The organism is Hymenobacter volaticus (assembly GCF_022921055.1).
In the GTDB taxonomy this organism is placed as follows: domain Bacteria; phylum Bacteroidota; class Bacteroidia; order Cytophagales; family Hymenobacteraceae; genus Hymenobacter; species Hymenobacter volaticus.
Genome location: NZ_CP095061.1, coordinates 431,119 through 448,462, shown reverse-complemented (window position 1 = coordinate 448,462; position 17,344 = coordinate 431,119). Strand labels below are relative to the sequence as shown.

The 17,344-nt window shown below is 55.3% G+C and carries 16 protein-coding genes; 8 read left to right on the top strand and 8 right to left on the bottom strand.

Annotation, left to right across the window (positions count from 1 at the left end; translation table 11 throughout):
• Positions 1-56: 56 nt before the first annotated feature.
• The 4 genes from MUN86_RS01885 to MUN86_RS01870 form a co-directional block, all read right to left on the bottom strand.
• Positions 57-677: an OmpA family protein gene (locus MUN86_RS01885; RefSeq protein WP_245121073.1), complete on the bottom strand. Its 621-nt coding sequence runs from the start codon at positions 675-677 to the stop codon at positions 57-59.
• 167 nt (positions 678-844) lie between these two features.
• Complete coding sequence (locus MUN86_RS01880; protein ID WP_502592238.1) at positions 845-1,774, bottom strand: alpha/beta hydrolase family protein; 930 nt, start codon at positions 1,772-1,774, stop codon at positions 845-847.
• A 49-nt stretch (positions 1,775-1,823) separates the two neighbouring features.
• Positions 1,824-2,237, bottom strand: a complete 414-nt coding sequence (locus MUN86_RS01875; protein WP_245121069.1) for a hypothetical protein — start codon at positions 2,235-2,237, stop codon at positions 1,824-1,826.
• A gap of 168 nt (positions 2,238-2,405) precedes the next feature.
• The gene (locus MUN86_RS01870) at positions 2,406-4,829 is read right to left on the bottom strand and encodes a bifunctional UDP-N-acetylmuramoyl-tripeptide:D-alanyl-D-alanine ligase/alanine racemase (protein WP_245121067.1); all 2,424 of its coding nucleotides are present in this window, start codon (positions 4,827-4,829) and stop codon (positions 2,406-2,408) included.
• 170 nt (positions 4,830-4,999) lie between these two features.
• On the opposite strand from MUN86_RS01870, the gene MUN86_RS01865 reads away from it, so the two are divergent.
• The 7 genes from MUN86_RS01865 (at position 5,000) to MUN86_RS01835 (ending at position 11,804) form a co-directional block, all read left to right on the top strand.
• Positions 5,000-5,974, top strand: coding sequence for an EamA family transporter (locus tag MUN86_RS01865; protein WP_245121065.1), 975 nt, complete (start codon positions 5,000-5,002; stop codon positions 5,972-5,974).
• A gap of 114 nt (positions 5,975-6,088) precedes the next feature.
• Positions 6,089-8,068 carry a putative glycosyltransferase family protein gene (locus MUN86_RS01860; protein WP_245121063.1) on the top strand — a complete coding sequence of 660 codons (1,980 nt, stop codon included), beginning with the start codon at positions 6,089-6,091 and terminating at the stop codon, positions 8,066-8,068.
• Positions 8,065-8,694, top strand: coding sequence for a YfhO family protein (locus MUN86_RS01855; RefSeq protein ID WP_245121062.1), 630 nt, complete (start codon positions 8,065-8,067; stop codon positions 8,692-8,694). Before MUN86_RS01860 ends, MUN86_RS01855 begins: the two co-directional genes overlap by 4 nt.
• A 110-nt stretch (positions 8,695-8,804) precedes the next feature.
• A complete protein-coding gene (locus MUN86_RS01850; protein WP_245121060.1) occupies positions 8,805-9,719 on the top strand; it encodes a 1-aminocyclopropane-1-carboxylate deaminase/D-cysteine desulfhydrase in 915 nt (304 codons plus the stop codon).
• Positions 9,720-9,913: 194 nt separating this feature from the next.
• Positions 9,914-10,549 (top strand): DUF4230 domain-containing protein, encoded by a 636-nt coding sequence (locus MUN86_RS01845; protein WP_245121058.1) that lies wholly within the window; start codon positions 9,914-9,916, stop codon positions 10,547-10,549.
• A 12-nt stretch (positions 10,550-10,561) separates the two neighbouring features.
• Complete coding sequence (locus tag MUN86_RS01840; protein ID WP_245121056.1) at positions 10,562-10,969, top strand: hypothetical protein; 408 nt, start codon at positions 10,562-10,564, stop codon at positions 10,967-10,969.
• A gap of 154 nt (positions 10,970-11,123) precedes the next feature.
• Positions 11,124-11,804: a cysteine hydrolase family protein gene (locus tag MUN86_RS01835; RefSeq protein ID WP_245121054.1), complete on the top strand. Its 681-nt coding sequence runs from the start codon at positions 11,124-11,126 to the stop codon at positions 11,802-11,804.
• Here MUN86_RS01835 and MUN86_RS01830 read toward each other — a convergent pair.
• The gene (locus MUN86_RS01830; protein WP_245121052.1) at positions 11,801-12,307 is read right to left on the bottom strand and encodes a regulatory protein RecX; all 507 of its coding nucleotides are present in this window, start codon (positions 12,305-12,307) and stop codon (positions 11,801-11,803) included. The genes MUN86_RS01835 and MUN86_RS01830 overlap by 4 nt on opposite strands.
• A 232-nt stretch (positions 12,308-12,539) precedes the next feature.
• On the opposite strand from MUN86_RS01830, the gene MUN86_RS01825 reads away from it, so the two are divergent.
• Positions 12,540-15,173 carry a DUF5686 and carboxypeptidase regulatory-like domain-containing protein gene (locus MUN86_RS01825; RefSeq protein ID WP_245121050.1) on the top strand — a complete coding sequence of 878 codons (2,634 nt, stop codon included), beginning with the start codon at positions 12,540-12,542 and terminating at the stop codon, positions 15,171-15,173.
• Positions 15,174-15,339: 166 nt separating this feature from the next.
• Here MUN86_RS01825 and MUN86_RS01820 read toward each other — a convergent pair whose 3' ends face one another.
• The 3 genes from MUN86_RS01820 to MUN86_RS01810 all read right to left on the bottom strand — a co-directional run bounded on the left by MUN86_RS01820 (position 15,340) and on the right by MUN86_RS01810 (position 16,990).
• A complete protein-coding gene (locus MUN86_RS01820; protein ID WP_245121047.1) occupies positions 15,340-15,621 on the bottom strand; it encodes a DUF4834 family protein in 282 nt (93 codons plus the stop codon).
• An 11-nt stretch (positions 15,622-15,632) separates the two neighbouring features.
• A complete protein-coding gene (locus MUN86_RS01815; RefSeq protein ID WP_245121045.1) occupies positions 15,633-16,394 on the bottom strand; it encodes an FkbM family methyltransferase in 762 nt (253 codons plus the stop codon).
• A gap of 131 nt (positions 16,395-16,525) precedes the next feature.
• On the bottom strand, positions 16,526-16,990 hold the full coding sequence (locus MUN86_RS01810) for a hypothetical protein (RefSeq protein WP_245121042.1): 465 nt from the start codon (positions 16,988-16,990) through the stop codon (positions 16,526-16,528).
• Positions 16,991-17,344 lie beyond the last annotated feature (354 nt).

Sequence of the window (17,344 nt, the reverse complement as noted above, 5' to 3'; positions counted from 1 at the left end):
CACTAACTAAGTGCAAGCATACAATGCTACTCACCAGTCATTATTGACTTATTCTATTATTTAATGACAGCAATTTCAACACGCCGGTTTTGCTGACGTCCTTCGGGAGTAGCATTACTAGCGACGGGAGCCGACTCACCCATTGGTTCTATACTGATACGATCGGCGCCAATGCTGGCGTTGGAAGTAAGCCAGTTTTTTACAGCTTCTGCGCGCTGGGCGCTTAGCTCTTTATTGTAATTTTTGTCGCCGCGCGAGTCAGCGAATCCCATAACGCGAACTTGGCTTTTACCGTAACGACGACCAATTGAACCTCCTATTTCAGACAGGGCACGCGTAGCGGTTGGCTTGATCGTGGCCTTGTCGGTATCAAATAGAACCGTTTCTTCCAAGCCATATACGCTGTACTTGTCGTCGCCACGAACCGAAATTTCAGGCAAATCGATTTCCTCGTATTTCACATCAGCTAATTTGGCTTTGGTCATGTCCCAAGCGGCATCTACCGAATTGGCGGCACCAGCGGCAGCATCAGCTACAGAAGCTCCTTTACGATATACTACTGCTGTATCAGTGGTGGCTTCCTGGGGCTCATCTTTCTCTTGAGGCTTCTTTAGGTCGTTACAAGACGAGGTGAAGATGGCTGTCAGAGCTAAGGCCGAGAAAAGAGTCTTTTTCATAACAAAAGGCGTTTGAGTGGTTAAGTGGGGGAAAGGAAGATTTGAAGCGCTTACGCAGTCAAGCACTAGAGGTTGGCTATATATAGCGCAAACACCGTCGGGCCCGGTACCATGCCACATAGTGCATGGTACCGGGCCCGACGGTGTTTGCGCTTATTGAATAGAGGTTATTTCACCTGGGCTCGGACAGCTATCCAGCTTCGAATGAGTTCCAAAGCAGCAGCTGAAAAGGTTTCGCGCGGTTGGCCATTTACTAAGGCCCACTCCGCAGGGTCGCCCTGGAATTGGTGATTTACGCCTGGCAATTTCTTGCTAGTCACGTCGCGGTTGGTACCTAAGGCCTTAGCTAGAGCACTCAAGTTTGCATCGGCAGCTACATTTTGATCAACGGTTCCGTTAAGCAGTAGTACAGGACACTTCACTTCGCTAAGACGAGTGACGGGGTTGAAATCAAGGAAATAACGGTACCGAAATGAAGTCAACTCGGCGGCGCGGTTTTTAGCGGTGGTAGTATCTAAACTAGCATCATTTTGTCGCATCAACTTTACAAGCGCTTCCCGGGCTTTTTTCGAGTCTGGTGTCTGGCGCACTACTTCCTGCATTTCCTGCTGATACTTACTGAATGCAACTACCTCAGGCTCTTGAACACCAATAGCGCGGAGCAAGGCCTTTTGCTGTTGCAAAATAATAGTATTGCCGGGCAGACCGTATGCAGCTAGAGCTACTACAAACGCAGGAGGCAATGGCTGAGCAGCAGCCAGCAACGCTACATTCCCCCCTTCTCCATGCCCAATCAGCCCAATACGCGTTACGTCGATTTCGGGGCGGGTACGCAGGAAGTTCATTCCGGCTTGTATATCGGTTGTTAAATCAGCAATGCTGGCATTGGTCAGGTCGCCGGCGGAAGCTCCTACACCCCGGTCGTCGAAGCGCAACACGGCTACGCCGCGCCGAGTGAGGTGGTCGGCCAATGCGCCCATAGGCTGATATTCGCCGGCAGTGGCATTCCGGTCGTGAGGCCCCGTATCCGATACCAGCACGACGGCTGGAAAAGGTCCCGGACCGGCAGGAACCGTAAGCATTCCCCCGAGCCGCAGGTTTAAGGAGTATTGGTATACATGACTTCCTCTTCCCGATAAGGCGGGGTTAGACGGGCTTTGGGCGCCGTGTCGATAGTAGCTGGGAGAAAGTGAGTGTTAAGGCGGACTCGAAGCCTGGCTGACGCCAAGTGCCCGCCACATGTTTGCCATCGGGCGCGACGCGACCAATGAAACGGCTCCCAGCTTCTTCAGCGGCAAAGACCACAGTGTCGTTTCGCACTTCTACCTGCACAGGCATACGGCTAACTTTTTGCATGGGCACGTCCAGGGTAGCAAAGTACGAGCCCCCAGTGAGACTGACGAGTCGAAAAACCACTTCCAACTGCCCACCAGGCATTTTAAGCGGACCTTTCCACAAGCCATCCAGAGTTGGAGCAGCTACCGTTGCCGATGCACTTAGGGTCCATAATACTAGTGGCAGCCACAAGCGCAACAGGTACGAATGAATAAGCTTTCTCATAGAACCGGAATAGTGAAATACAACTATAGAATCTAGAAAAGATGAAAAACAAGGCTAAACCCTTTTTTAGGATAAGCACTCACTTTCACGCAAGATAAGTAGTTCCAATCGTTCTCCGCCTATTATTTTTCCAATAGCTATAGTTTTAAGTGAATTTCACTTCTCTTGCTATTCTGCAAAAAATACTCGCTTCACTCGTTCACTCACGTTGGTTAACAGCTCGTATGGGATGGTGCCAATGCGCTTTGCTAGCTCCGACAGCGGCAACTGCGAGCCGAAAATCTCAGCCGTGTCGCCAGCTTGCGCTGCGGCAATATGGGTTACATCGATCATGCACATATCCATGCACACATTGCCGATGATAGGCGCGCGCTGCCCTCGCACTACCACCTCGCCTGCACCATTGCTGAAGCGCCGATCATAGCCATCAGCATAACCGATAGCCAGGGTGGCAATGCGCCGTTCGTAATCAACAGCTTCGCCGCGCCGACCATAGCCGACAGTTTCGCCGGGCGGCAATGTTTTTACCTGCGAGATAGTAGTGCGAAGAGAGCTTACGGGCTGTAAAGCCTGTTGCTCGCGCCCAGTGGCTTCCACGCCGTAGAGCCCAATCCCTAAGCGCACCATATCAAGTTGCGCTTCCGGGAACCGCAGAATGCCAGCGGAATTGAGCGCGTGCTTGAGAATAGGATAACCAAGAGTTTCTTCCAGTTGCGGCGTCATGCGCTGGAAAGCGGCTAGCTGCTGCTGCGAGAAGTTGTTATGCTGCTCTTCGTCGGCACCGGCTAAGTGGGTGAGGGCACTGGCAACGCGCAAGTGAGCGGCGTTTTCGCGCAGCAGCGCGCACAGTTCCGGCAAATCGGATTCGGCAAAGCCCAAGCGGCGCATGCCCGTATCGAGCTTGAGGTGGATGGCAGGCAATGGGTGCTGATGAGCGGCTGCAAGGTAATCGTGGAGCCGCTCGAAGGAATAGATTTCGGGCTCTAGATGGTATTGGCGCAGCATCTGGAACGCATCGGGCGAGGGGTTCATCACCATGATGGGCAAGCTAATACCGTTCTGGCGCAGGTCTACGCCTTCATCGGTGTAGGCCACGGCGAGGTAGTCGGCGCGGTGGAACTGCAGCAGGTTGGCTACTTCGTAGGAACCGCTGCCGTAGGCAAATGCCTTCACCATCACCATGAGTTTGGTACCCGGCTGAATGCGGCTGCGGTAGAAATTAAGGTTCTGAACCAGGGCCTCTAGGTTCACTTCCAGCACCGTGCCGTGAATTTTCTGTTGAAAGGCAGTTACAATCCGCTCGAACCCAAACCGGCGCGCCCCTTTCACCAGAATGGTTTCCTGCCGGAATGTTTCGGGTTGAAAGCTACGCAGAAAATCGTCAGTGGTATCGTAGAAGGCAGTTTGTACTGCTTGGAAAGCCACTTGGTGCTGTTGAATTTCGGAGCCAATTCCTACCAGCCGCTCGACGCCGTGCGTAGCTAACTGCGCGGCTACGCGGGCGTAGAGGTCGGCGCCAGCAAGGCCGGATTCTAGCACGTCGCTGAGAATAAGGGTGCGGCGGCCGCGCCGGGGCTGGCGGGCCAGAGCGTCGAGGGCGAGGTTGAGACCCGCGAGGTCGTTGTTATAGGTGTCGTCGAGAACGTAGCAGTCGTTGAGGGCCTGCTTCATTTCCAGGCGCATGGCTACGGGATGAAGCCGGTCGAGGCGGTGCTGGATTTCGGCCGCGGGCACTTGGCGCCATAGTAATACCGACAAGGCGTGCAGCGCATTTTCCACCGAGGGCTCGTCGGCGAACGGCAGCGTGAAGGTGTGTTCCTGCGGCAGTGGGCGAGCTAGATGTACACGCACCACGGTGCGGTCGGCAGAGGCTTCGGCTACCGTTACGGCCACGTGCGCCTGGTGCAGTTGCTGCCTACTCCACGTGAACGTGCGATGCTCGGGCAAGTGGCGCCGCACAACTTCGTGAATCAGCTCATGATCGAGGCAGTAGAACAGCGTATCTACGCCAAGAAAGAGCTGCATTTTCTCCTCGACTTTTTCTAGGTGGTTGGTAAAGCCAGCGTCGTGGGCGGTGCCGATATTAGTGAACAACCCCAACGTAGGCTGTATCACGCGGGCAAGACGAGCCATTTCGCCGCGCTCCGAGATACCCGCTTCAAAAATGCCTAGCGTATGCGTAGCATTCAGTTCCCATACGCTCAGCGGGACGCCTACCTGCGAGTTGTAGGAGCGCGGACTCTTGCAAACTAGCTCGTCGGGCGCCAGCAACTGCGCCAGCCATTCTTTTACAATGGTTTTGCCGTTGGAACCCGTAACACCGAGCACTGGCAAACGAAAATGGCGTCGATGCTCGGCGGCTATAGTTTGCAGCGCCGTCAAAGCATCATCAACAAGCAAAAATTCCGCTTCGGGATACGCGGCCAAACCGTTCGGCACTTCCTGTTGGCTGTCTATCACAAACAGTCGTACCCCTCGCTGGTATAGTTCGGGCAGGTACAGGTGGCCATTGTGCTGGGGCCCGCGCAACGCGAAAAACAAGCTACCCGCGGCCTGCCCGACGCGGCGGCTATCGAGCAACAGGTGGTGCAAGGGGCGGGGCCAATAGGCGCAGAAAGCAGGGTGCCGCGAGTGAGGGCAGGGAGATCAACAAAATCAAGCATGGTAAGGCAAAGGTAAAGTAGAACGAAGAGTCGCGCGTGGGGTGGGCGCTTCGCGACAAGGCCCGTACCTTTGCGGCTTGCTTCTTATTTATACTGCGCTTGAAACTTTCTCGACACCACTTGGCCGCGCTGGCGGCTTTCCTTGTCTGGGGCTTTTTTCCAATTCCCCTGCGGATGCTGACTGGCTATGCCAGCGGCCAAATCCTGTTTTTCCGCATCCTGCTTTCTTTAATCCTGCTCCTGCTGATTCATGGCCTGGGCCGACGGGCGGCGGTGCGCGGCGTAGTGCAGCAGTGGCAAGCGGCAGCTACCGCGGAGCGGCGGCGTGTGGCCACGAGCACGATAGTGGGCGGTCTGCTCCTAACGGCTAACTGGCTGCTTTTCATTTATGTGGTCAACGAAGTGAGTGTGCAGGCGGGCTCGTTTGCCTACCTGATTTGCCCCATCCTCACGGCCCTGCTCGGGTTTGGCTTGCTAGGCGAAAAGCTGCGCCCCAACCAGTGGGTGGCCATCGGCATGAGTGCCGTGAGTTGCGCCCTTTTGGGAGTTGGTGAATTGCGAATGCTCCTGATGAGCTTGGTGGTGGCCTTCACATATGCGCTCTACCTCATCACGCAGCGCCGCCTGCAAGGCTACGATCGGCTGGTGCTGCTCACAGTGCAGCTAGGACTGGCTTCGTTGGTAGTACTACCCTTAGCACCGATGTTAGGAGCCCAGCCTCTCGCCGGTTTTGCCGATGCCCATTTGTTGCTTTTTGCGGCTATCCTGAGCGTGGGGTTCACGGTATTTCCGTTGTTTTTGAATCTATATGCCCTCAACGCGCTACCCTCCGGCACCGTCGGCATTCTGATGTACACAAACCCGATTGTGAGCTTTGCGCTGGCTTTTCTGTATTTCGGCGAAGAAGCTTCTTTCACGCAAGCCGTGGCCTATGGCGTGATTTTACTGTCGGTGGCACTCTACAACCTGAATTTAACGTTTGGCAAAGTGCCTGATTCTCTTGTGTCTTCTTCGCAAGGACAGAGAGCTAGGGGTGAGGCGTATCGTTGTTACCTTCGGGCGCTTTTGAAGTAGCACAGCTTAGTGTAGGCGTAGCATTGAATGTAAGGATTCAACAAGACGTACTAAACAATAGTCTAACTACTTACTGCTTATGTCTCAGTACCTGGATTTCATATTCTCCTGCTAATGACTACCGTTTCTTCTGCACCAACGGCCGTTGTGCCGGTTGCCGCGCCGCTGTGGCAGCGGGCACTGCCCCATCTGCTGGCCGTGCTGATTTTCATGGCGCTGGCTGTGCTTTACTTCTCTCCTATCGTTTTCGAAGGCAAAACGCTAAGCCAGCACGACATTGTGCAGTTCAATGGGGGGGCGCATGAGTTGCAGTTGGCGCGGGCAGCCGGCCGAGAAGTGCTGTGGACCAACTCCATGTTTTCGGGGATGCCGACTTACCTTATTAGTACCCGCTTCCCCGGCGACTTAAGCAACTATCTGCACACCATCTTCACGCTGGGCATGCCGGCCGTGGTAGCCAACCTGTTTCTGGCGCTGCTGTGCGGCTATATCTTGTTTGTGGCCTTGGGTCTCTCACCAACTGTGAGCGGGGTAGGCGCCATAGCGCTGGGCTTCACGAGCTATAACATTGTAATTCTGGCCGCTGGTCACAACACCAAAAGTTTGGCGCTGGCCTATGCACCGCTAGTGCTGGCGGGTTTGCTGGTAGCATTCAGGCGCAACAAGTGGTTGGGCGCCGTTTTGTTTGCTCTAGGGTTGGCTATGAACGTGCGCTCCAACCACTTGCAAATCACATACTATTTGCTGCTGCTGGTATTGGTATTCGGAGTGGTAGAGCTAATTTTTGCGGTGCGCGAAAAGCGTTTGGCCGATTTCCTGGGCCGCTCGGTAGTACTGGGTGTGGCTGCGCTATTGGCCGTTGGCGTGAGCTTCGGCCGCCTCTATACCACCGCTGAATACAGCAAATACAGTATCCGGGGCCGCTCGGAGCTGAAAACGCCCGCTCCCGCTGCACCCGGTGAGCAAGCTGCCTCTGCCGGCGACGATGGCGGCACCGGCGGCTCGGGTCTGGACCGAGAATATGCGTTCAGCTACAGCTACGGCATTGGCGAAACCATCACGCTGCTGATACCGAATTTCTACGGCGGTGCTTCCCAAATGAAGCTGAGCGACAACTCAGCTACCGGCAAAGCTCTTAGTGGCTTGGGTCTACCCCCGGTACAACTGACTGACTATTTGGCGCATATGCCTACGTATTGGGGCGACCAGCCCATTACCAGCGGCCCAGTGTACGTGGGAGCTATAGTCTGCTTCCTATTTGTGCTTGGATTGCTGGTGGCTGACCGTCGAACACGTACCTGGCTGGCGGCCGGTACGCTGCTGTCAATAGTACTGGCCTGGGGCAAAAACTTCGAGACGTTCAACTACTTGATGTTCGATTACTTCCCCGGCTACAACAAGTTTCGGGCGGTGAGTATGGCCCTCGTGATTGCGCAACTAGCAATGCCCTTGTTGGCTGTGCTGGCGCTTGGCCGTGTGCTTCGGAATCACGTAACTGGCAAGCCTATAGCAGGTGCTAGTACGCACCCAAGCCTGGCAGCCCTCACGGCTAAAACCGCCGATGCGCCCGAAACTGCCGACCTGAAGCGAAAGGTTTTGCTGGCGCTTGGTGTTACAGTAGGTGTCTGCGTGCTAGCATTCCTGGCCGGGTTAGGAGCCGATTTTGCGTCGCCGATTGATGCGCAGTTGCAGCAGCAAGGTTTCCCTGTTGACGCTCTGCGTCAAGACCGCGCCTCACTGATGCGCTCGGATGTGCTGCGTTCTATCGTGTTCATCTTGCTAGCAGCCGGTGCGCTCTGGTTCTATTTGCAACGCAAGTTGTCAGCAGCCGCGGCGGGGGCATTAGTGGCAGTTCTAACGCTCGTGGATTTGTGGGGTGTCGACAAACGTTACCTCAACGAGGCGAACTTCCAGAATGAGACGGTAGCGCAGCAGTTTGTGCCTTCGGCCGCCGACCAGCAGATTTTGCAAGACAAAGACCTCAGCTACCGAGTACTAAATCTGGCAAATCCTTTCAACGAAGCACAAACTTCGTACTTCCACAAGAGCATTGGGGCTACCATGGGGCCAAACTGCGGCGCTATCAGGAGTTGATTGAGCGGCAGATTTCGCGCAATAATTTGCAGGTGCTGAACATGCTGAACACACGCTACATCATTCAGCCCGCGCAGCCAGCCAGCCAGGAAGGGCAACCCGGCCAGCCCGAGCAGGCGCAGCGCAACCCCGGCGCGTTAGGCAATGCTTGGTTTGTAAACGAGGTGCAGAAGGTGCAGAACCCCGACCAGGAAATTAATGCCCTGACTAACCTCAATACGGCCACCACCGCAGTAGTCGATGTCTCGAAGTTCCCGCTAAACAAAACCAGCTACAACGCACCTGGTTCAACTATTGCCCTCACCAAGTACGAGCCCGATGCGCTGACTTACCGCGCCACCGCCACGGCCGATGCCTTCGTAGTGTTTTCGGAAATCTACTATGCCGACGGGTGGAACGCCTACCTCGACGGTAAGAAGGTGCCGTACGTGCGCGCCAACTACGTGCTACGGGCTATGCCCCTACCAGCAGGCACCCACACCATCGAGTTCAAGTTCGAGCCAACCGAGTACGCCATCGGCAACACGGTGTCCTTGGTGTCGTCGGTGCTATTGATTCTGGCGCTGATAGGAGCTATAGTGTATGCCACGCGGCGGAAAAGCACACCGGAGCCATCTTTAGTGTAGGCTGATAAGCAGCGTCTTAAGTTAAAATGCGGGGCTTCGTGGTGTTTCGTTGAACGACACTGCGGGGCCCTGCTTTCTTTAATCCGAGCCGTAGCTGAAAGAATACCGGCATGATCATTCAACAACTAGTAGAACCCGAAGCAGAACGCCGTGGCATTCGGTTGCTACTACTACGCGACGATCTAGCTTATCCGGAGCTGCCCGGCAACAAGTGGCGCAAACTAAAATACAACCTAATCGAAGCCGAGCAGCAAGGCCACAATACGCTGCTAACTTTTGGCGGCGCTTATTCCAACCACATTGCTGCGGTGGCCGCGGCGGGCCGGCTGCAAGGCCTGCGCACCATCGGCGTTATCCGTGGGGAAGAAACACAGCCACTTAACTCCACCCTAGCCCGAGCCGCTGCCGATGGCATGCACTTGCGTTATCTCGACCGAAGCACTTACCGCCACAAGCAAGAACCAGCTTTTCTAGCCGAGCTCCTGCGCGAAACGGGCCCGGCTTACGTCATCCCCGAGGGTGGTTCCAACGCTTTGGCCCTGCCTGGCTGCGCCGAACTAGTGACGGAATTGGCAGCGGAAACGGATTTCGATTATCTCTGCGTAGCCTGCGGCACGGGTGGTACTTTGGCCGGCTTGCTGACAGCGCTAGGTCAGCGCCAAGCCGTAGGTGTATCGGCGCTGAAAGGCGGCGAGTTTCTCCGGTCCGACATCGACAATTTAACCCAAGCTGCCACTGGCCTTCACCACCAATACGAGTTGCGCACGGAGTACCATTTTGGGGGCTACGCGCATTTCTCGGCGGAGCTACTCCGCTTCATTCAAGATTTCGAAAGTCGTCATGGCGTGCTGCTAGACCCCATTTATACTGGCAAACTGCTGTATGGCGTCTTGGATTTGCTGCGGCAAGGCTACTTCACGGCAGGCTCTACTGTGGTGGCTGTGCATACGGGCGGCTTGCAAGGCTGGACTGGTTTCAGGCAGCGGTTTGAAAGCCGTAGTGCTTGGTGGCCCACCGGAATCTAGAAGCTGCTAATCTCGTCCCTCTACAGGCTCTGCTAGCTTACATTCCAGTCGGCGGGCCTATCGACCGGAATCTAGCAAAGCTACTGCGCCTTCCGCGTAATCTGCCGCGCGCTGCCGGAACCAATGGTAGTTGCCACCCGAGCGAAACGTCGGCCATTACCGTACTATAGTGGAGTTTCCATTCTATTCTTTTTATGTCGTTTTCCCTTTTGCTGCGTCGTTTGTTGCCTCTTTTGTTTTTGGTGGGTTTAGGCTGGTTTCTCTGGACGAAGGTCCGTCCGGCGCTGGATACGCTAGAAAACCCACTAGATCCGGCGCCGCGCATCACGGTCACGCACAACACAGTGCTGGAAAAAGTGGAAAGCTTAGGCCGCTTAGAGTTGGTACGCTACCGGTTCAAAGACGTAGTGGAATACAAGAAAAGCACCTACCGCTTCCTCCCAGACGCCAAAGTAGCCCTCATTGTTGCCGGCGACGCCATTGGCTGCTTAGATCTGCGCAAGGTGCGCGCGCAGGATGTGGTGTTTGAAGGCGACTCGGTGGTGCGCGTAGCCCTGCCACCCGCCGAGTTATGTACCTGGAAAATCGACCACAAGGCTAGCCGGGTTTATAGCGTGGAAAACGGCTTTCTTCAGGATGCCGAACTCGTTGACGCTGGCTATAAATACGCCGAGACTAACGTGCGCCGCGCCGCTTTGCAATCGGGTATCCTGGCCCAAACCGAGCAAAACGCCCAACAAATCCTCAAGCCCATGCTCGAAACCATGACCGGCCGCCGCGTGGTACTCACCCGCCAAACTGCCGCGCCACAGCTACCTGCCCAACGCTAATTTCCCTTTGCTATGAAAGTCGTTGAATATGAGCGCAGCCTGCAATGGATAGGGCATTTGCACTGCCCTGCCTGTCAGCAAAACAACCTAGCCTGGCGCTCCAGCGGCATGAGCGAAGCCTTTCCGCACTTCTATTGCTCGCTGTGCTCGAACGTAATTTTGCAAAGAAAAGCGCAAGAGCTGGTGTATTACGAAGCCACCCCGGAGCTGCTAGCTAGGATTGCCGCCACGCTGCCGGCTTGTCCGTGCGGCGGCCACTTTACTCCCACTGCCGGTCCCAAGTGCCACTGGTGTCACCACGAAATCCCCATCGTACGCGACCCCGTCGCGCATTTGCAGAACCCAAATATGGTGGTGCTCAACGGAGCCTGCGTTTTTCCTGATGAAAGAGAGCCTTACCAAGTGCGCATCGTGGATTAAACCCAACAGTGCAGCCACCTGCATAGCAGTGGTTTAGCATTGGCGCAAAGTACTATCTTAGCGCTAACAGGTTAAAAACCAGAGTACCACCATGGTTTTCTGATCCTTATAGCCCCTCGTTGCTTCTTGTCTACAACCTTCTTCCGACACGATTATGCAGCATGCTTTCGGCCTTGATATTCCCCGCACGCTAGAAGAGGTGTGCCACCCGCACCGCATGGCCCTTGTGGTGTACGACATGCAAATCGGCATCTTGAGCCAAATCAAGAACGGCCAAGAAATTACGGCGCAGGTGCTACGGGTAGTGGAAGCCGCCCGACGAGCCGGTATCCGCGTAATTTTCATGCGCCACATGTCGGTGCCCAAGGAGCTGATGGGGGTAGCACAACTGCGCATGGCCATGGCCTGGCAACGCACTAATTCGGTGGACGACATCAATCCTTGGTTTTTGCCTAGCAACCCTGCCTTTCAGCTAACGCCAGAGTTGCAGCCGTTGCCCAGCGAGGCGGTCTTCGACAAGATTACCATGTCGGCTTTCGAAAGCACTCCGCTCAACATTGTGCTGCGCGACTGTGGTATCAATGCGTTTGCCATCGTGGGCGTGGCCACCGAAATAGGCATTGACCCTACCGTGCGCCACGCCTCCGACTTAGGCTACATTCCGGTGATAGTAACCGACGCCTGCGGCGCTGGCCATGCCGAGGCCGCCCGCCAATCCATTGCCAACCTCGAGTTTGCCGGCGACGCGCTATTTACCGATGTAGCCAGCATCTGCCAGGTGTTTGAATCATTAGCCACCAAAACAAATGCCGGCAGCTCGGAAATTGAGCGTTAAGCGTCGTCTTCCTCTGGTGCTTTACCTAGCTCATCCAGGGCCATCTTTATGAGGTCGGATTCGTAGCCTTTGCCGGTGAGGTACACCTGCATTTTTTGACGGCGGACACGGGGGTTACGCTCCTTTTCCTGGCGGTCTTTTTTCTCCAACAGGTCCACTAAATTCTGGTAGTACTCGTCGCCATCAATTTCCTTCATACCCGACTTGATGCAGAACTCGGAAATGCCTTTCTGCTTCAGTTCTTGCGTGATGCGGCGGCGCCCCCACTTCTTGTTGCGGTAGTGCCCGCGCACAAATGCCTTGGCATAGCGTTCCTCATCGAGCAGCTTTTCCCGGCTTAGTCGGATGATGATTTCGCCGGCTTCGTCTTCGTCGAGGCCATATTCGCGCAACTTACTTTCCACCTCTTTCTGATTGCGCTCCTGGTAGGCGCAGAAGGCCGCTATTTTGTGGAGAGCTTCGCCGGGCGTGTAGGTTTTTTTCTTTTTTTCGAACTGATTCATAAGGAAAGATAACGCCGAACGCAGGGTGGAAGTGCATTTCTTAGAGCTTACGTTGCTCTGAGGGTTGCGCTGCTTCACTGAACTCTAGCTTGGCGGTGATGTTACCTTAAACAGATAAGCCACGGCATGGGCAGCGAATTTATTGGAATTCATTTCGCTGTTTTTTCCGGTGTTAGCCAACTCTTTGAGTTTCCATTGTATCTATCTTGGCAACATCTGTTTCCGTTATCCAATGCCCCGCTACTTCTTTCTACTTGCTTTCTTGTTGACCACCGTTGCGGCCTCGGCTGGCGTGGTGCGGGGCCGTGTCACAGATGCCCAAGGAGGCGCTGCCTTAGCTTTTGCCAACGTAGCGGTGCGCGCCACCACTACGAGCACCGCCACCAACGAGCAAGGCAATTACCAATTGCGCTTACCGGCTGGCCAGTATGAGCTAGTTTTTCAGTACGTGGGGTACAAGCCCCGCATCGAGCAAGTACGCGTAGCCGGCGGCGATACAGCCACCGTCCTAGACGTAACCCTGACCTCCGAAACCTATAAGCTGCGCGAAGTAGTGGTGCGCTCCACCGACCGAGACCCGGCCTACGCCATCATTCAGCAGGCGCAACAGTGGCGGCGCTACCACCGCCGGGAAGTGGCCGCGTTTCGCGCCCGCGCCTACATCAAAGCCTTGGCCCGTTTTCTGGAGGTACCCGGCAAAATCTTGGGCTTGGTGAAAGTAGGCCCCGATATCAAGCCCGGTATCTTTTACCTCTCGGAATCGGTGTCGGATATGAGTTTCCGGCAGCCCAACGTGATACAGGAACGCATGATTTCCTCGCGCGTCAGTGGCGACACCAAAGGCATCAGCTTCAACCGGGCTGGCCGCGGCGCCGGCCTCAATTTCTACGACAACGTGCTGAAAAGCGGCTTTTCGGAACGGGGTTTCGTGTCGCCGATTGCCGATGGCGCCATGCTGTTTTACAAGTACGAGCTAGAAGGCACTTCGCAGCAAGGGGGCGTGACGGTGCACAAAATCAAAGTAACACCGCGCCGCCGCACCGACCCGGTGTTTTCCAGCGGCTACATCTACATCGTCGATGGTACCTGGCGCATCCATTCGGTGTCGCTCAACCTCGACAAAAACGCGCAGCTCGACTATGTGGAAAGTTTTCACATCGAGCAGTTGTTTGCGCCCGCGCCAGGCCCGTCCGATGTGTGGGTGATTCAGTCGCAGAAGATTACGGTGGGTTTCACGGCCTTCGGGTTCAAGGGCAATGGCTACCTCACTGCGGTGCTGTCCAACTACAAAGTGACGCCTACTTACCCCAACCGCCCTGCGCCTACCGTCGTGCCGCCGGTGGCCGCCAACGAGCCAGCCGAAGCTCCCGTCACCCGCGAAACCGCCGCCGATATTCGTAAGCAGAAGCCTAAACTGGCGGGCCTGAACCGGGAAGTACGCCGCCAAACCAAGCTAGCCGAGCGCGACACCGCCGGCCTGAGCATCGGCAAGCTGAAACGAGGTGAAGTGATGCTGGTAGAAAAAGGCGTCAACGAGCGAGACTCCAGCTATTGGGACAGTATCCGCCCGATTCCACTTACCGAAGAAGAGCAAAAAGACTACCAGGTAAAGGACAGCACCGAAGTGGTCCGCAACTCGCGCCCCTACCAAGATTCGTTGGACCGGGTGCGCAACAAGCTCCAGCCGACTTCGCTGTTGCTCGGCGGCTACAGCTACTCCAATACCTTCCGCAAGCGGCAGTGGTACGTGGCGCCAGTGTTCAACATCCTGAACTACAACACCGTGGAAGGCACGGTTATCAACCCCGAATTCACGTACACGCAGCGCACCGACGACCGGCGTTTCTACTCTATCACGCCCGCGGTGCGCTATGGCTTTAGCAACGAACTCGTCAGCCCAAGTTTGTCGGCCACTTGGCAATATGCGCCGGCCAAGCTGGCGCGGGTGAGCTTCCGGGCGGGCCGCTTCATCGAAAACTTCGATCCGCATACGCAGCTCACGCCCTTCATCAACAGCTATTACACCCTTTTCGAGAACCGCAATTACGCCAAGCTCTACCGCCGCGACGGCGCCCAAGTCAGCTACCAAACCGAAGCCACCAACGGCCTCACCCTGCAAGGCACCCTGAGCTACTACGACCGGCACGAGCTAGCAAACAGCACCGTCGATTTATTGGTAGACAAGTCGGGGCGAGCCTTCACGCCCAACGAGCCGCTGAACGAAGAGTCGCCCACGGGCACCAGCTTTGGCCGCAACCAATCTGCGGCCTTTGAGCTAGTAGCTTCTTTCCGTCCCGGGCAGCGCTACATCAGCCGCCCCGATGGCAAGTATAATCTCGGCTCGAAGTATCCCACCTTCGTCGGCATCTGGCGGCAAGGCATCGGGGGCGTGGTGGGCTCGGATACGCGCTACACGCTGCTCGAATTCGGTATCCGGCAGACCATTGAAATGGGCCTATTGGGTACTAGCTCATACAAAATAGCGGGGGGCGGCTTCGTAGGTGACCCCAAATTGTCGTTTATGGATTACCGCCATTTCAGCGGTAACCGTACCTATTTAGCTTCTGATTTCAGCCAGTTTCAGCTCCTCGATTATTACCACTACAGCACGCACAATAACTTCCTGGAAGCCCATTACAATCATCATTTCAACGGCTTTTTCCTCAACAAAGTCCCGCTGTTACGTAAGCTAAAGTGGCAGGAAGTAGCTTCGCTTAATTATCTGACTACAAAAGAGATAGGACACTATGTAGAAGTTGGCGTCGGCCTTGAGCACATCTTCAAAGTTGTCCGCCTTGACTTCTATACCGGTCTGCAATCCGGCCGCCGTGTCGGCACAGGCCTGCGGGTAGGCATTGGATTCTAACCAAGGGGTTATCGTCCTTCTACAGGGAAGTAACGCATCGTTGCTCTAACAGCTGTTCAAAACGCAACAAGCCCTTGATGCTACCTATAGGAGCGTCAAGGGCTTGTGTATTTGGAAAATGCTCGGGCTAAAGGGGGTTTCTATACCTGCAAGGGCAGAGAACAGCTTATTTCACTTCCTCGAAATCGACGTAGTCGCCGCCTTCAAAATGCTTAGCAGCTTTCGCTTGCTGCTTCGGGGGCACATAATCTACACGGACTTGGCCGGCGCCGGCAGAGTGGTTGCGCGGCGGCTCGGCTGGTGCTTCAAACGGGTTGGCGCCAAACTGCTGGCTGTAGCGGCGGGTTTGCTTCTTCACAAATCCTACCACCAGCCAACGCATCAGCACCGGTAAGACAAAGCGGAGAACCAGAGAAATAACGAAGAAAATCAGCAGGAACTTAACCATCAGAAAGCCGCTTAAACGGCCGAGTTACGGGGTTGAAAGTAGAAATCAGCCGTGACGGCACTTTGCAGTTGCGCCTCCGTGCAGGGTTCAAGTTCAGAACGCTCAGAAAGCATAAATGGTTTGTAGCCGAGTTCGGCTAGCAAGTTTACTACTGCCCGGCGATTTTCCAGCCCGTTGAGCTCGGTCTGGATGAGGGGCTGAAAACGGCGCAGCGTAGCTTGCATGTGCCGAAACACCTCAAACTCAAAACCCTCCACGTCACACTTCACAAAGTCGAGGCGAGGCAAATGGGCCAACAAGTCATCGGGGACGCGCATGGGCACGTCGTAGGTGCGGGCATAGTGTTCGTTGGGGTTGCTGGCGGCTACTTTGGTCATGCCGTGGTGGAGCAGGCCGTCGCGCTCGGGGGTGCCCATCTGCACGGTGGTGTTCTGGCCGCCGAGAGCGTAAGGCAGCAGCGTAAGGTTGCGAACACCGCTGCGCTTGACGTTGTCCTGCCAAATAGCTTGAAAAGCAGGAATCGGCTCGACGGCCAGCACCTGTCCTTCCGGCCCCGCCAAGCGCGATAATGCAACCGAATAATAGCCGAGGTTGGCGCCAATGTCGAGGCACACAAAACCCGGCTTGATAATTCTTTCCAAGAAAAACAGCTCCGGGTACTGCCGTTTGCCCCACCCCGCCCCTACCAGCCGCAGGTACACGTCGCTCACAAAACGAATGTACCGCTCGAAGCCAAGCGTCTGGACCAGGATTTTGCGGAGTTGTTTCACCATGATGGCCGCAAAGATGTCGGAAAGCCGGGAAATTTAGGCGGCCAAGCACCACCTCATTGCCGCCAACACCTCTTCACAGCCACGCAACGCAATTGGCCGAGCTTTCTTATCGACAAGCTATTTGCCTACAACTACCGTTTTCGCGCCTTGCTAAGCAACCGCGAGGTGCCAGCTGCCACCAAACCACCCACGGTGTACCAGGCCACCGTCATCAGTTTGGTTTCCGGAGTTTGGTTGCTTGGCGACTCACCTAGTCCAAGCGGCCCCGGCAGTACCACGCCACCTACACCGGCTGCTAACCCTAAAGCCGCACCGCGCCACCAGGCTTTTTTACCCCGCCCGACCAAGCTGAAATACAACCCGTTGGATAGCAGGTCGCCCGCCATTGTGATATTAAAAAGGGTATCGCCGTCGGGTTGAGGGGCATCGGCTTTGCCCAAGATTTTGCGCAAGGCTCGCATCCCGAGCACATCCATACGGGGCGCATCGTGGGGGCGTAAGTGACGAACTGTTTCGTGGAGCAGCGTTAGGGCAACGGCGCCAGCAAAGCCACTAACTAACGCTTGGGGCACAACAGATGGTTTAGAGCGTTTCATAAGGTATCAAATGACGGTTTGCTTATTATTCGTTGAAGCTCGCCTTATTGTTATGTTATACTGTTGGGGCGCTCTGTGCTGCTTTAATGGGCTGGCAGTGTTATTAAGAATTCGAAGAGCCCCATTAGGGAGATGCAAAATCTTAGCGTTAAATTTCTATACACGTTGGTTTCCACAAACGTTTGCTATTTTAGCGCAATTGCCAGCTGTGGTTTAGGCTCTTCTTTCTGATTTGGCCGCGTAAGCTCAGTCCTTATCAGTTTTCTTTCCGCAGGCTTGGTTACTTAGCTACTCCCACTGCTTTAGTTGTTGTCAAATAGTAAGCCCTTGCTTTGGCTTGATCATCTTTTCAAA